The 13,927-nt window shown below is 59.4% G+C and carries 14 protein-coding genes and 1 tRNA gene; 5 read left to right on the top strand and 10 right to left on the bottom strand.

Annotation, left to right across the window (positions count from 1 at the left end):
* The first annotated feature begins 47 nt into the window (after nt 1-47).
* Entirely contained in the window at nt 48-527 is a 480-nt protein-coding gene (locus FP026_RS12825) for a hypothetical protein (protein WP_149635019.1), read from the top strand.
* Between the two features lie 66 nt (nt 528-593).
* On the opposite strand, the gene FP026_RS12820 is transcribed toward FP026_RS12825, so the two are convergent.
* Complete coding sequence (locus FP026_RS12820; protein ID WP_149635018.1) at nt 594-1,385, bottom strand: YdcF family protein; 792 nt, start codon at nt 1,383-1,385, stop codon at nt 594-596.
* A 72-nt stretch (nt 1,386-1,457) separates the two neighbouring features.
* The gene (locus tag FP026_RS12815; RefSeq protein ID WP_149635017.1) at nt 1,458-2,180 is read right to left on the bottom strand and encodes a YoaK family protein; all 723 of its coding nucleotides are present in this window, start codon (nt 2,178-2,180) and stop codon (nt 1,458-1,460) included.
* Between the two features lie 309 nt (nt 2,181-2,489).
* On the opposite strand from FP026_RS12815, the gene FP026_RS12810 reads away from it, so the two are divergent.
* On the top strand, nt 2,490-3,590 hold the full coding sequence (locus tag FP026_RS12810; RefSeq protein WP_149635016.1) for a DUF6161 domain-containing protein: 1,101 nt from the start codon (nt 2,490-2,492) through the stop codon (nt 3,588-3,590).
* Between the two features lie 55 nt (nt 3,591-3,645).
* Here the strand turns inward: FP026_RS12810 and socB are convergent, their stop codons facing one another.
* From socB to FP026_RS12785, 5 genes are all read right to left on the bottom strand, one after another.
* Nucleotides 3,646-4,422, bottom strand: a complete 777-nt coding sequence (socB, locus tag FP026_RS12805) for a type VI toxin-antitoxin system SocB family DNA replication inhibitor toxin (RefSeq protein ID WP_246665327.1) — start codon at nt 4,420-4,422, stop codon at nt 3,646-3,648.
* A complete protein-coding gene (gene socA / locus FP026_RS12800; protein ID WP_149635014.1) occupies nt 4,337-4,885 on the bottom strand; it encodes a type VI toxin-antitoxin system SocA family antitoxin in 549 nt (182 codons plus the stop codon). The genes socB and socA overlap by 86 nt, the downstream gene beginning before the upstream one ends.
* A gap of 198 nt (nt 4,886-5,083) precedes the next feature.
* Nucleotides 5,084-5,159 (bottom strand) — tRNA-Ala (locus tag FP026_RS12795).
* A gap of 152 nt (nt 5,160-5,311) precedes the next feature.
* Complete coding sequence (locus FP026_RS12790) at nt 5,312-5,692, bottom strand: TIGR02300 family protein (protein ID WP_149635013.1); 381 nt, start codon at nt 5,690-5,692, stop codon at nt 5,312-5,314.
* Between the two features lie 83 nt (nt 5,693-5,775).
* Complete coding sequence (locus tag FP026_RS12785; protein WP_149635012.1) at nt 5,776-5,967, bottom strand: hypothetical protein; 192 nt, start codon at nt 5,965-5,967, stop codon at nt 5,776-5,778.
* Here FP026_RS12785 and aroA point away from each other — a divergent pair.
* The 3 genes from aroA (at nt 5,966) to rpsA (ending at nt 10,096) form a co-directional block, all read left to right on the top strand.
* Complete coding sequence (gene aroA, locus FP026_RS12780) at nt 5,966-7,321, top strand: 3-phosphoshikimate 1-carboxyvinyltransferase (protein WP_149635011.1); 1,356 nt, start codon at nt 5,966-5,968, stop codon at nt 7,319-7,321. The two genes, FP026_RS12785 and aroA, sit on opposite strands and share 2 nt — an antisense overlap.
* Nucleotides 7,322-7,576: 255 nt before the next feature.
* Complete coding sequence (cmk, locus tag FP026_RS12775; RefSeq protein WP_149635010.1) at nt 7,577-8,209, top strand: (d)CMP kinase; 633 nt, start codon at nt 7,577-7,579, stop codon at nt 8,207-8,209.
* Nucleotides 8,210-8,392: 183 nt separating this feature from the next.
* On the top strand, nt 8,393-10,096 hold the full coding sequence (rpsA, locus tag FP026_RS12770; protein WP_149635009.1) for a 30S ribosomal protein S1: 1,704 nt from the start codon (nt 8,393-8,395) through the stop codon (nt 10,094-10,096).
* 206 nt (nt 10,097-10,302) lie between these two features.
* Here the strand turns inward: rpsA and FP026_RS30205 are convergent, their stop codons facing one another.
* The 3 genes from FP026_RS30205 to FP026_RS12750 all read right to left on the bottom strand — a co-directional run bounded on the left by FP026_RS30205 (nt 10,303) and on the right by FP026_RS12750 (nt 13,751).
* Complete coding sequence (locus FP026_RS30205; protein ID WP_188112568.1) at nt 10,303-11,961, bottom strand: hypothetical protein; 1,659 nt, start codon at nt 11,959-11,961, stop codon at nt 10,303-10,305.
* A gap of 236 nt (nt 11,962-12,197) precedes the next feature.
* Nucleotides 12,198-12,824 carry a ribonuclease D gene (locus FP026_RS12755; protein ID WP_149635006.1) on the bottom strand — a complete coding sequence of 209 codons (627 nt, stop codon included), beginning with the start codon at nt 12,822-12,824 and terminating at the stop codon, nt 12,198-12,200.
* A gap of 96 nt (nt 12,825-12,920) precedes the next feature.
* Entirely contained in the window at nt 12,921-13,751 is an 831-nt protein-coding gene (locus FP026_RS12750; RefSeq protein ID WP_149635005.1) for a MerR family transcriptional regulator, read from the bottom strand.
* Nucleotides 13,752-13,927 lie beyond the last annotated feature (176 nt).

Raw genomic sequence — 13,927 nt, 5'->3', positions numbered from 1 at the left:
TGCGGCTGTTATCGTGGCCGTAACGGCGCTTCGAAGAGGAATCCCCCGTGAAATCCCTGCTGATCGTGATCCTCAACCTTATCGCATTCGTGATCATGCCCGCCGTGGCCGAGGCGCAGCAATCGATCCTGCAGGATCCCGTGGCATTCGAGAAAGACCACTTCACCAAGAGCTGCGACGGACAGGCGAGCTTCGGCGATCATTTCGCCACCCAGCAGGACATCAACAATGACAAGCTGATGGATATCGTCGTCAACGAGGGCGAGATCACCTGCAAGGGCGAAAAGGGACCCTACTGCACGGACGAGGGCTGCCCCTATAATTTCTATGTCCAGGTGGCCGAGGGTGGCTACCTGCTCGTCGCCACGGCGCGGATCTACGGCTATGATTTCATCCAGCGCTTCGGCAACATGGTGCTGGTCATGAAAATGCATCCGCACTTCTGCGACCGCAAGGACGGCGAGGACCGCTGCGAGATCACCGTCCGGGTCCGCAGCGTCAAATTTGTCACGATCTCGAAGAAATAGGCTTTACGGCCCGGGTACGTCGTTATTACCGCCCGGGCACGTAGCTATTACGGCCCGGACACGTGGTCACTGTCCGGGATAGAGCGCCGATGTCCGGCCGACGGCGTAATAGCCGACCAGGCCGACCCATTCGCGCAATCCCGTCGCCAGCAGTTGCGCGTTGCGTGAGGGCTGGGTGAAATCGAGGCCGGGCGTTTCCTTGCCGGTGCTGCGGTAATCGACCGGCCAGGGCACGACATCGATGCCCTGCTTGCGGAAGATGCCCATCGAGCGGGGCATGTGGAAGCCTGATGTGATGAGCAGGCAATTCGAAAGCCCGTTCTGCTCCAGCAATTCCTTCGTGTTGACCGCGTTCTCGAAGGTGGTGCGCGAGGTCGTATCCGCGACCATGCGGTCTTTGGGAATACCGAGTGCCGTAAAGAAGCGCTCGGAGATGACGGCATCGCCCTCATAGGTGCCGCCGATCGAGCCATCGCCGCCCGAGATGACGATGCGCGCCTGCGGATATTTCTGCGAGAGACGCAGCGCTTCGACGAGGCGATCGCCGGCCGAATCGAACTCATAACCGCCACGCGCGGTCGTAACCTCGTTCTGCGTGGCGCCGCCGAGGACGATCATGCATTTGAGATCCGCCGGATCGGCGGCGGCGCGCGGAAAGCGTTCTTCCAGCCCCTGGACGACATAGGCGCCCGCCGTCGTATAGAGCGAGACGAACAGGATAAGCACCGACAGCAGCGAGGAGACAATCACGGTGGCGCGCCAGCGCAGGAGAGCGGCGATGAAGGTCAGCAGGATGAAAAGGAACGCCAGCGACAACGGCTGACCGAAAATCCAGACAAGTTTCGAAAAAACGAACACGGCATATCCTTAGGCTTGTCGGCAAAACGATTCGTTTTTCTCCCTAGCAGATTTTTGTGCACTGCAATGTGGCTATTTCGATCGCCGCACCATCGACGCCGAAATAACGAAGCGCTGATTGAAGCGACGCTGCAGCGGACGGGGGATGAAAAGCGTCGATAGCGCCAGGACGAGGGCGACCATCGACACCAGCCAGAGCGCGTGTGCACCAAAGGCGCCGGCCAGAAGCGCGCCGATGATGGCGCCTGAGATCATGCCGCTCCAGGGCACGATCTGCACCGTCCAGAGAAAATCCCGATCCCCCAGCAGGAAACGGCCAAGACCGCGTCCGAAGCGCGAGAGCGCCCCGGTGACATAGGTGAGGCCGATCGGCAGGCCTTCGATATGCTCGACAGTAGCATTGACCATGCCCATGGCAAGCACCACCAGATAGAACTGCACCAGAACCAACGACGGTTCCGCAAAGCCCGCGGCGGCTGCCAGAAGGATGCTGACGCAGGCAAGCACCACGAAAGCTCGCCGGTCCGCCGCATGAGCAATGACGATTCCGAGCGCGTTGCCGATGATGAATGTCAGGATGGCCGAGAACAGCACCGCCGCATGGCCGAAATCCCCCGTCCCCAGCGCAATTGCTGCCCGCGTCGTGTTGCCAGTCATGAAGGACACGAAGTTGCCCGTCAGCATTAGGCCGACGGCATCGGTCATCCCGGCCAGAAAGGCAATCGAGGCAACGAGCAGAAACCCCGTCACCGTGCGGCGGGTCTTGATAAGGCGACGGCGGCGCTGTCTGGTCATGGGGCGAATCGAAGTGGGTTAAGGAGGAGCGGAGGCTAGCATGAAGTTGGGGGGATGCGGAGGATGGATTAAATTATCGATACGCTGAAAACAGAAAGGCTTATTTAGAGCAGCCTCTTCTTTGCAAATGCTCTGCCGGAACCTTGCCGCCGCTGTCACGTGGCTTACCTCTGAGATATCTGACCCCTGTCTATCTTTTGGAAGGCTCCTTACGGGCGACCTTAAGAGAGCAGTGGATAAGCGGCGTGGCAATTCTACACGCCATACGGGAAGATGATACTATCCCGCCTCAATGCTAGGAGGCGTGCGGTGATAGAGCAAGCGATTACGTGGGAATGCCGTTCGCAAGGCATTGGGAAAACGACCCTGGAGCCAAACGAGCTGATACCTTGGCTCAACGATGAGATGGCTTTCTGGCGCGACCTGCCCGGAATTGATCAAGACTATGTAAGCGCTAACCGCAACTACGGTTCCCCCGGCATTGCCCAAGGCTATCAAAGACGGATAGGCGCAATACTCAGTAGCCTCAGGGACAATGATGCTAGCGGCTTCAACTCGTTCATCCAAGCTGCCGAGGAACAAAAAGCCGTTCTCTCGAAGGGGAAAATTGGCCAACAAATTGCTCGCCTGATCGCAGAGCAGCAGCTGCATTCCGCTCAGATGCTTGCGCTTGTGTTCTCGGAAGGAGTGGTTACCGCACGAGCGGAAATCAAGGAGGCGTACGGCCTTCTCAAGATCGTTCTTCAGTTCAATCCGAACGTGGCAACTACTGCTGACATCGTCTCCGCCAGTGAAAGCCTGCGGATTGCAAGCAACACTGCCACATCCATGAAGCAAGCCCGGCTGGACGCCGAAGTCAGCTTAGATGAGATGCGGGACGCCTTCGCAAAGTATGTTGACGAAAAGACCAGAGAGCTAAATGATTTGCATGAGCTCTATGAAAAGCATCTGGTACTACAAGGACCATCTCGGCACTGGCAAAAAGTTGCTTCAACGGCAAACAGATACGCTTTCTTCGCCCTTGTGGCTTTCGTGGTCTTGCTGGCTGCTCCCGCGTTATTGATCGCATTAGAATGGTCAGCAGTTTCAGGCTACATTGACCACGTTTTGGATATCACCAAAGGCACTATATCCGTGGCTTCCCTCGTTGTGTTCACGGTGCCTGTGTTGGCATATGGCTGGTTGCTGAAGCATGTGAGCCGAATTTTTGCTCAGAACCTCTTAATTGCGTCCGATGCCGAGCACAGGAGGGTGATGGCCATAACATTCTTAGGTCTGGCTAAGCGGAAGTCTGTTGGAATTGCGGAACAGGATAGAGCGCTTATTCTCAACGCGCTTTTCCGGCCAGCGCCTACCAGCCCACAAGAGGAGGGCCCGCCTTTGGGGCTGCTAGAATTCATAAAAAAATAGAGCATTTGCATGGTGGGCAATACTACTCGGCCATGAGCGTGCCTGACCGCCTTCGTTAAATAAACCCACCGGTTGCTGTACCCTTGCGCCGTGTCTCAGCGGTTCGCTCTTCGTAGACTTCAGTCCAAATGCGATAGGTGTTCGCCACCATGCTCTCCAACTCATCAAGTGAATAGAGCACCGCGCCCTTATCGCTATAGAGTTGCGCCGTTCGCCCGCCGTCATCGTTCACGCCGAAGCGGACAATCCCGAGGTTGACTCCAGCAAAGTCGTCATCGGCAGCACGAATGCGTTCATGCATTACCGAGAAGGCAAAGCGCCGTCCCGCCTTGGTAAGCCCCTTGGTTCGTCTTGGGTCGATGAACAAAGAGTAGGGCATACCGTCAATGGCGAAAACCGAGGGAAGCCAGAAGTTTACCTTGCGGCCAATGCCCATCGCCATCGGGAAAAAGTCATGATGCCGGCCCGCGATGTTGTGTTGTGCAGCAAACTCGTGGAGCGCTTTCGCGATCTGCTCATTGCTCTTGAACTCGTCGCCCGACTTGCAGGATCGAATCAACCGCTCCCGGATTTTCTCAAAGGGCGTAGGGGGCGTATCGCCAAACATTGCTGGCTGAACATTGAAGATATCAGCAAAGCAGGCGCGAACGTGTTTGTAGGAGAAGGTGGAAAACCCCGTCTTCATCTTCCACAACTGCGCTCGTTGCACCACATCAGGCAGTGGAGCAAGCCGTGCCAAGTCGGTGTCAGGCAAAAGGAGTGTCGTCAAGAGGTTCTCCAGATAGTGGTTCTGGACCGACTGATACCTTATGGTGACGGAATCGGTCTGCAATCACACTATCCGAGATTCTCATCCCGAACGCAACTCCCGCCCGCCCCTGCTCCACGATGTACCACCATGGAGAGTCCTTGGCGTGGGACAAATCAACAAGACGACCCGTAGGCAAGGAGCCATATGAGCCTAGAACACGCCGAATAAGATTCACGATCTCACTATCTTTAACGTCCTCGATGCGACGGCACTCCCCAGTCAGTGGGTCTTGCCCAGTCGCACGGAACTGAATTGCTTCTCGGCCCGCCTGCTTGAATGCGCGATAGACCGTGGGATGGACAGGACCATACTGCCATGCCTCAAAATAACCGGAAACGAGAGGCGATTTGGTTTGGACAAGATGGATGCCGTGGGAGAAATAGAGGAGCTTTTGCAGTTGGATGTGTCCCAGCCGTAAATCACTCCTGCTCGCCTCATCCAGCATGAGGTTGGCAACAGCTCTGGGGTCATATCCGGCGCTCATAGCATTGCGCTCTTCATCTCCAATTCGTGAAGGCAGCCTAGAATGGATTCCCAGCCGCCGCGAATCACAAGTTACTAACGGGGGATTTCTCGAAGCTTAATCCCCAGAATCGCATGGGTACTTTCTTGAGCACTCAACCCGACGGTCATGCGGCGCATCTATCTGATTGTCTTACGGAATTTTCATCGGAAGAGAATTTGGTGGAGCTAAGCGGGATCGAACCGCTGACCTCTTGCATGCCATGCAAGCGCTCTCCCAGCTGAGCTATAGCCCCATCAAGGTGGTGCCGTTTGACCGGCCCTGGGTCCCTTCCGAGCGCTTCGCCCGTCGGGGTGGCGGCTTATTACTTCTGGTTTTTGCAGATAGCAAGCCGAAAAATTCGGCCCGGGAAATTTTTCTTGGTTCCCGGGCCGATAGTCTTTGCGATCAGACGTCGTCTTCGTCACCGGTGACGCCGATGATATCGCTCATGTCGTCATCGTCTTCATCTTCGTCGGCTTCGAGGAAGGTATCGTCGTCATCGTCGCCGATTTCGACTTCGTCATCGCCCATATCCGGGATATCGTCGCCGCTTGCCGCTTCGTCGGCATCCTCGAGCGACACCAGTTCGACTTCGGTGTTTTCGGTATCGACTTCGGCCACTTCCTCTTCTTCCGGAACTTCCTTGGAAGCGGAGGTTTCCTCAAAGAAGGACAAGGGCCAGGATTTGCCGGTATAGGGCGAGATCACCGGATCCCGGTTCAAGTCATAGAACTTCTTGCCGGTATCGGGGTCGGTACGTTTTGTTCCAAGTTCCGCTTTCGCCACTGTCAAAGCCTCATGAATGGCCGAATGAAAATTCGGCAATGCCGGGGAAGCCGGCGTTTTAAGGGAAATATCAGCCGGTCCCCTTAATCGTTGCGGCGGTTTCTGTCAAAGCTAAACTTCATGCCGCTTCGCACGCGGTTTTCACGCATTGCGGGATGACTGCGCAACAAGCCTGTGCTAGCCAGCCAATGTGAACCGCAGAACATCTGGCCAAGGACGATAGCAGCCAGCACAGAATGCGGATGGAATACCGGCATCGCAAAGGAATTGCCCATGCCGCACGATACTCTCCCCCATCCAGCCGTGGCACGCCGCTCGGCCGGCCTTTTCGGCACGATCCGCATTCCCGGCGACAAATCCATTTCCCATCGCTCGCTGATGTTCGGCGGCCTTGCTTCGGGCGAGACGCGCATCACAGGCCTGCTCGAAGGCGAGGATGTGCTTCATACCGGCAGGGCCATGCAGGCCCTTGGCGCTACGATCCAGAGGGACGGCGATGCATGGATCGTCAACGGCACCGGCAATGGCGCTCTACTGACGCCCGAGGCACCGCTCGACTTCGGCAATGCCGGCACCGGCTCCCGCCTGACCATGGGCCTGGTCGGTTCCTACGATTTCAAAACGACCTTCCTCGGCGATGCTTCGCTGTCGAAACGGCCGATGGGCCGTATTCTCGATCCGCTGCGCCGCATGGGGACGCAGGTCAGCGCCGCTACGGGCGACCGGCTGCCTGTTACGCTACATGGGCCAGGTGTGGCCAGCCCACTGACCTATCGTGTGCCGATGGCCTCGGCGCAGGTCAAATCCGCCGTGCTTCTGGCAGGACTCAATGCACCTGGCATTACAACCGTGATCGAGCCCGTCATGACCCGCGACCATACCGAAAGGATGCTCGTCGGCTTCGGCGCATCACTTGCGGTCGAAACCGATGTGGCCGGGGTCCGCACCATCCGCCTCGAAGGCCAGGGCAAGCTCACCGGCCAGACGATCGACGTTCCCGGCGATCCGTCTTCCGCCGCCTTCCCGCTGGTGGCGGCCTTGATCGTGCCCAACTCCGACATCACCATCCGCAACGTGCTGATGAACCCGACGCGCACCGGCCTCATCCTGACGCTGCAGGAAATGGGCGCGAATATCGAGGTCATCGACCGGCGCGTCACAGGCGGCGAGGATGTCGCCGATCTCGGCGTGCGCTCCTCAACGCTCAAGGGCGTCAGCGTGCCGGCCGAGCGTGCGCCGTCGATGATCGACGAATATCCCGTGCTGGCCGTCGCGGCCGCCTTTGCCAAGGGCACGACGATCATGCAGGGGCTGGAGGAGCTGCGGGTGAAGGAGTCCGACAGGCTCTCGGCCGTCGCCGAAGGATTGAAGCTCAATGGTGTCGACTGCAGCGAAGGCAGGGATTCCCTAACGGTTCGCGGCAGGCCAGACGGCAAGGGCCTGGGCAGTTCCAGCCGAGGTGCGGTCAAGACCCATCTCGATCATCGCCTCGCCATGAGTTTTCTCGTCATGGGGCTTGCCAGCGAGCATCCGGTTTCGGTCGACGATTCGGCCATGATCGCCACCAGCTTTCCCGAATTTTTTGCTATGATGACAAGATTGGGCGCGACGATCGAAACCGGGGGCTAATAGGCCGCGCCCAGCCCAGGGCAGTGAGGATGCGCCGCCGGACTTCGTCGCAGCCCGATGGAAGGCATTATCGGCATTGAAATCGATATCGAGACGATTGACGGCAAATGGAAGGTGAGCCAGAACCGGCCGCTAGCTGACCGACAGGCGTCGCCGAAGGCCTCGGGGCGCTCGATCTTACGGAACGGCGGAAGCGGCCGAACCGGTGCGTCGCTACAGCAGATAACGAAAGACCGCGCAGGGACGGAAGAAGACATGATCATTGCCATTGACGGGCCTGCGGCTGCCGGCAAGGGAACCCTGGCGCGCCGGATCGCCGAAACCTATGGTTTTCATCATCTCGATACCGGCCTCACCTACCGCGCGACCGCCAAGGCGCTGCTCGATGCCGGATTGCCGCTCGACGACGAGACCATCGCCGAAGGCATGGCGCGCAAGGTCGATCTGGCCGGGCTCGACCGAACCATTCTATCCAGGCACGAGATCGGCGAGGCCGCCTCAAAGATCGCAGTCATGCCGGCAGTCCGCCGGGCGCTGGTCGAAGCGCAGAGACGTTTTGCCGAAAAGAAGCCAGGTGCGGTGCTCGACGGCCGCGACATCGGCACCGTCGTCTGCCCGGATGCGCCGGTGAAACTCTATGTGACGGCCTCGGCGGAAGTCCGCGCGCAGCGGCGCTACGAGGAGATCGTCGACGCCGGCGGCAGCGCCGATTACGACGCCATTTTCGAGGATGTGAAACGGCGCGACGAGCGCGACATGGGCCGCACCGACAGCCCGCTGAAACCGGCTGAAGACGCATACTTGCTAGATACCTCAGAAATGAGTATAGAAGCGGCGTTTCAGAAGGCAAAGTCGATCGTCGACGCCGCTCTGAGCCGAAATGCATGAAAATATGAGCGGCTTTCGCGCGCCCCGCGCCCGGAACCGCCGATTTCAAGATAGCCTGACATTCCGTCCAAGCGCCGGATAGCTTTCCTTAAAGGGAAGGCGGACTGGGGTCAGGCCCGTTTAACGCGAACCACCGGCGCGTCAGTGTCCAGATTGCATAATATGGACACGCCAGGAGATTTTATGTCTGTAACTTCCCCCTCTCGCGAAGATTTCGCGGCCCTTCTCGAAGAATCCTTCGCCAAGAACGATCTGGCTGAAGGCTATGTCACCAAGGGCATCGTCACCGGCATCGAAAAGGATGTCGCGGTCGTTGACGTCGGCCTCAAGGTCGAAGGCCGTATCGCACTGAAGGAATTCGGTGCACGCGCCAAGGACGGCACGCTCAAGGTTGGCGATGAAGTCGAAGTCTACGTCGAGCGCATCGAAAACGCGCTTGGCGAAGCTGTTCTGTCGCGCGAAAAGGCTCGCCGCGAAGAAAGCTGGATCAAGCTCGAAGCCAAGTTCGAAGCTGGCGAGCGCGTTGAAGGCGTTATCTTCAACCAGGTCAAGGGCGGCTTCACCGTCGATCTCGACGGCGCTATCGCCTTCCTGCCGCGTTCGCAGGTCGACATCCGTCCGATCCGCGACGTGACCCCGCTGATGCATAACCCGCAGCCCTTCGAAATCCTCAAGATGGACAAGCGCCGCGGCAACATCGTCGTTTCGCGTCGTACGGTTCTGGAAGAGTCCCGTGCCGAGCAGCGTTCTGAAATCGTTCAGAACCTCGAAGAAGGCCAGGTTGTTGACGGCGTCGTCAAGAACATCACCGATTACGGTGCGTTCGTTGACCTCGGCGGCATCGACGGCCTGCTGCACGTCACCGACATGGCATGGCGCCGTGTGAACCATCCGTCGGAGATCCTGTCCATCGGCCAGCAGGTCAAGGTACAGATCATCCGCATCAACCAGGAAACCCATCGTATCTCGCTCGGCATGAAGCAGCTCGAGAGCGATCCGTGGGATGGCATCCAGGCCAAGTATCCGGAAGGCAAGAAGATTTCCGGTACCGTCACGAACATCACCGACTACGGTGCGTTCGTCGAGCTGGAGCCGGGCATCGAAGGCCTCATCCACATCTCGGAAATGTCCTGGACCAAGAAGAACGTTCACCCCGGCAAGATCCTGTCCACGAGCCAGGAAGTGGAAGTCGTCGTTCTCGAAGTCGATCCGACCAAGCGTCGTATCTCGCTCGGCCTGAAGCAGACGCTGGAAAACCCGTGGGCAGCATTCGCTCGCAACCATCCGGCTGGCACCGAAGTCGAAGGCGAAGTCAAGAACAAGACCGAATTCGGCCTGTTCATCGGCCTCGACGGCGATGTGGACGGCATGGTGCACCTCTCCGACCTCGACTGGAACCGTCCGGGCGAGCAGGTCATCGAAGAGTACAACAAGGGTGACGTCGTCAAGGCTGTCGTTCTCGACGTCGACGTCGAGAAGGAACGCATCTCGCTCGGCATCAAGCAGCTCGGCAAGGACGCAGTCGGCGAAGCAGCAGCTTCCGGCGACCTGCGCAAGAATGCAGTCGTTTCCTGCGAAGTCATCGCAGTCAACGACGGCGGTATCGAAGTGAAGCTCGTCAACCACGAAGACATCACCTCGTTCATCCGCCGCGCCGATCTGTCGCGTGACCGTGACGAGCAGCGCCCTGAGCGTTTCTCGGTTGGTCAGGTTGTCGACGCTCGCGTCACCAACTTCTCCAAGAAGGACCGCAAGATCATGCTGTCCATCAAGGCTCTGGAAATCGCAGAAGAGAAGGAAGCCGTTGCTCAGTTCGGTTCTTCCGACTCGGGCGCTTCGCTCGGCGACATCCTGGGTGCGGCTCTGAAGAACCGCAACGCCGAATAATCTTCGGTAGAAGCCTGGAAACAAAAGACCCGCCGGAGCGATCCGGCGGGTTTTTCTTTGTCGGTTCAGCCGCGCCTATACCGCCGGCTGTCCCAAGGCAGCCTAAAGCGCATCGCGATCTTTCAGATTCGCTTCTCGCGCTTCAGGTCTTTGATTTTGCGCATGTCGTTGCCGCAAAACCGCTGCACACTTTTGCGCGACATGCTTTATTCCCAGGCCACCATGCGCCGATAGAAATCAAAAGCGTGGTCGTGCAAGGGGTCACGCGACGGCTGCGGCAAGGCAAGCTGTTCCGGTCCGGCCCCGTTAAGAGGAGAAACAAGCCCTGCGTCCGCTTCGTCGGAAGCCTCTTCAGCCGCTTTCGGCGATGGTTGTTCCGCTTGAGCCTCGTCTTTATCCTGCTGCTCAGCCGTCTCTTCGTCCTGGGCGTCGCCGCCTTCCTCATCGTCGACGGGATCGACGCGATTGAGCAGTTTCGATCCGCCGGCCTTGGCAGGGACATCAACAGGCAAATAGTTCGTCACGACAAAGGGGACGCCGAGCGGCAGGGGTACGGATAATCCCGTCTGCTCCGCAGCCTCATACATTGCCATCGGCGCCGCGGACGACGGCTGCGGCCTGCCGGAAAGCGCGGCGGCAGGCGCCTCGAGCTGATCCGTCAACGATACGGGTATCGCCATTGCCGATGCCAGGTTTCTAGTACTTGCATCGACGGATGGCGGCTGTGATAGCGGTTGCGTTGCCGTATTGGCGGTCAGTGCCTGTGCGATGAATTTCTCGACGGAGGGCGCGGGATTGCTGATGATCTGCTCAAGGTCAGAACTGATTGCCATCGCGGGGGGGCCGATAACGACCTGCAGCCCCTGCTTGATATCGGCTTGAATCTGCTGGATATCGCGCGGCACGGGCGGCGGCGTCAGCGGCGATCTGATCAAGGCGATTTCGGTCGGAAGTTCGGCCTCGTCGGCGATCGCGGTCAGCAGTGCTACCACGGCAAGGTCATCGACAAGGGACGCAAGCTGCGAAGCCGGGTGCGCACCGGCGGCAACGCTGCCGGTAGTGGCAGCTTGCGGGGCGGCCGGTGTTGCGCTTTGTGTGGACGTCTGGGCCGGAACCGCCTGGGCGGCGGCCGGCGCGGCTTGCGTGGGAACACTCGGTTGTGGCGTCTGCAACGGCGCGGACGGCGGCTGGGCCGCGGACTGCATTGTCGTGGGCGTGGGCGTGGGCGTGGGCGTGGGCGTGGGCGTGGAAGGCATCGGCTCTTCTGCGGCGGCCGCAAGGGCTGTTGCCATTGTGGCCAGATCGGCCGCTCGCTGCAGCGGGGTCGAGGCCGGCACCTGCGGGACCGGCGCTTCCGTCCTGCCGGCATTCTGACCATATGAATTGACGACAGCCTTCAGCACGGCATCCGGTTCTGCCGCCGATGCCTGTTCCAAGCTCAGAGCCATCTGAACAGCCTGCGGGCTTTCCGGGTCCTCCAATGCCGCAGCCAAAAGCGGCAACGGCACCGGTATCCTCATCTGCGCATCCATCCGCTGCTGCGCTACGGCGAGCTGCGGCGGCGTCAGGCTGCCGATTGCGGCGGCAACGCGCTGCGCATAGGCCGTATTGTTCTCGCCCGGTTCACGGGAAACATTCACCACCTCGCTGGCAACGTCGATCGCGGAAAGGAGGCTGTCGAGCATGCGCTCGCGGGCCGCAACCAGCAGCATGTTCAGCCTGCCCTCGACGCTGGCATTGACGGTACTCGACAGAACGGCGAGCGGCGTTGCCGCCGTCTGAAGCCCGGAGGTTTCAGCCGTTGCGACAATCGGCTTCTCAATGGACACACCCACAGCGGACACGGCACCAACGGGAAGCAACATGACATGCTCCTTTGTCTGGCAAGGCGACGATGGAAGCGGGAGGCAGGTTCAATAAAGGTCCGCTCATGCGGCCGGTACATTTCCTAGCGCCGGATAACCGAAGTGGCGAGGCGCGAACGCGCAGAACTGGAAACCGGCCACAAAATAGCAGCCGAATACTTAACAGATCACTAAATAAAAAGGCCGACGCCACGTCCACGGCACCGGCCTCCGAGTTTCACCTTTTGAGCGAGCTATCAGCTGTGCGCGAAGATATCCGCCTCTTCCCAGCCGAGAAGATCGAGCTTGGCGCGGGTCGGAAGGAAGGCAAAGCAATCATCCGCATAGTCCATGCGGCCGTCGCGCAGCAGGCGTTGCGTCAGCTTCTCGCGCAGCGCGTGGAGATAAAGCACGTCGGAGGCGGCATATTCGAGCTGTGCCGGCGACAGCGTTTCCGCCGCCCAATCGGATGACTGTTGCGCCTTGGAGATATCGACGTCGAGCATCTCCTTGAGATTATCCTTCAGACCGTGACGGTCGGTATAGGTACGGCACAGGCGCGAGGCGATCTTGGTGCAGAAGACCGGCGTGGTGGTGACGCCGAACGTATGGAACAGGACGGCGATGTCGAAGCGGCCATAATGAAAGATCTTCTGGCGCGCGGGATCGGCAAGCATGGCGACGAGATTAGGCGCCTGCTTTTGGCCGGCGGCAATACGGATGACATCGGCGGTGCCATCGCCCGACGAAAGCTGCACGACGCACAGCCGGTCGCGGCGTGGAATGAGGCCGAGGGTTTCGGTGTCGATGGCTATGGCGCCGGTGTAGCGGGCGGCATCTTCGGCGGAAATATCACCTTCGTGATAGCGGATGGTGGCAGCCATGAAATTCTCCCGGCTCTGTCTTTCGGAATTCGCTTTTCGTCCGTTCTATAGAACAGACGAGGCGATAACGATACCGGATAACGATGTGGGCGCCGTTCAAAATGTCGGCGGCGTGTTGATCCAGAGCAATATGGTCTCGCCATCATGCCGATTGCGCCAGGAATGATAGCGGCGGCTTTCGAAATAAAGGGAATCGCCGGGCAGCAGATCGAAAAACTGGTCGCTGTCGAGCACCAGCTCCAGACGCCCGGCAAGGACATGGATGAACTCCTCGCCCTCGTGTCGATAAGCGCCCTCGCTCGCCGCGCCCGGCGCAAGCACGAAGCGATGGCAATCCATCATCGTTCGGCCTTCGGCGAGCAGTTGGACGGTGACGCCGGGTGTCGTCTCGGGCCAGGCACGCCATTCGCCGGACCGGATGAGCGCCGGAACGTCCTTGCGCTCCTCGCCCGAAAGGCGCGACACCGTCGTTCCGTAGTACTCCGCCAGGTCATGAAGGGTCTTGAAGCTGACGCCCTGAGAGGTGCGCTCCAGGGTCGAGAGCGTCGAGGACGTCATGCCCATATCGGCGGCGACCTGTTCCAGCGTCTTGCCGGCGGCATGACGCAGCGAGCGAAGTCTGCGGCCGATATCCGAGGATGCCGATTGCTCGCCATTCTCCAGACCCGCCGCATTCCCTTCCTCAGTCTCCAGCGCCTCGCGGATCGCCGCTGGATTGAGGCCGCGCTCGGCGCGGAACCACGAAATGCGCTTCAGCCGCGCCACGTCCTCAGCGCTGTACTGGCGGTGCCCGGTCTCGGAGCGGGAGGGTACCACCAGGCCCTGGCTTTCCCAGAGCCGCAAGGTGGAGGCGGATACGCCGGCAAGACGCGCCGCTTCCGCCACCTTATAGCGCACGGGGTAGCGCTCGGGCTCGATGCTGCTCATTCGCCAATTTCCCTGATCTCTTGTCTTTCGATCCGTCTAGAGCATTTCCGCTTTTCTTCGAATCGCGGAAACGCTCTATCTTCTTATTTCCCAACGCATTCCGGACGGAAAACCGCTACGCACTTTTCCTGGAAATGCTCTAGCATGGATGAAGCGCCTTAGCGCGCCTTAAAAAT

The organism is Martinezella tropici (genome assembly GCF_008370325.1).
In the GTDB taxonomy this organism is placed as follows: Bacteria; Pseudomonadota; Alphaproteobacteria; order Rhizobiales; family Rhizobiaceae; genus Rhizobium; species Rhizobium tropici_B.
This window is presented reverse-complemented; position numbering and strand designations above follow the sequence as displayed.

Coding starts and splice junctions, on each gene's coding strand:
- FP026_RS12815 (WP_149635017.1), bottom strand. CDS start 2,180: ATGACCAGACAGCGCCGCCGTCGCCTTATCAAGACCCGCCGCACGGTG.
- socA (WP_149635014.1), bottom strand. CDS start 4,885: ATGAGCGCCGGATATGACCCCAGAGCTGTTGCCAACCTCATGCTGGAT.
- aroA (WP_149635011.1), top strand. CDS start 5,966: ATGCCGCACGATACTCTCCCCCATCCAGCCGTGGCACGCCGCTCGGCC.
- FP026_RS12785 (WP_149635012.1), bottom strand. CDS start 5,967: ATGGGCAATTCCTTTGCGATGCCGGTATTCCATCCGCATTCTGTGCTG.
- cmk (WP_149635010.1), top strand. CDS start 7,577: ATGATCATTGCCATTGACGGGCCTGCGGCTGCCGGCAAGGGAACCCTG.
- rpsA (WP_149635009.1), top strand. CDS start 8,393: ATGTCTGTAACTTCCCCCTCTCGCGAAGATTTCGCGGCCCTTCTCGAA.
- FP026_RS30205 (WP_188112568.1), bottom strand. CDS start 11,961: ATGTTGCTTCCCGTTGGTGCCGTGTCCGCTGTGGGTGTGTCCATTGAG.
- FP026_RS12755 (WP_149635006.1), bottom strand. CDS start 12,824: ATGGCTGCCACCATCCGCTATCACGAAGGTGATATTTCCGCCGAAGAT.
- FP026_RS12750 (WP_149635005.1), bottom strand. CDS start 13,751: ATGAGCAGCATCGAGCCCGAGCGCTACCCCGTGCGCTATAAGGTGGCG.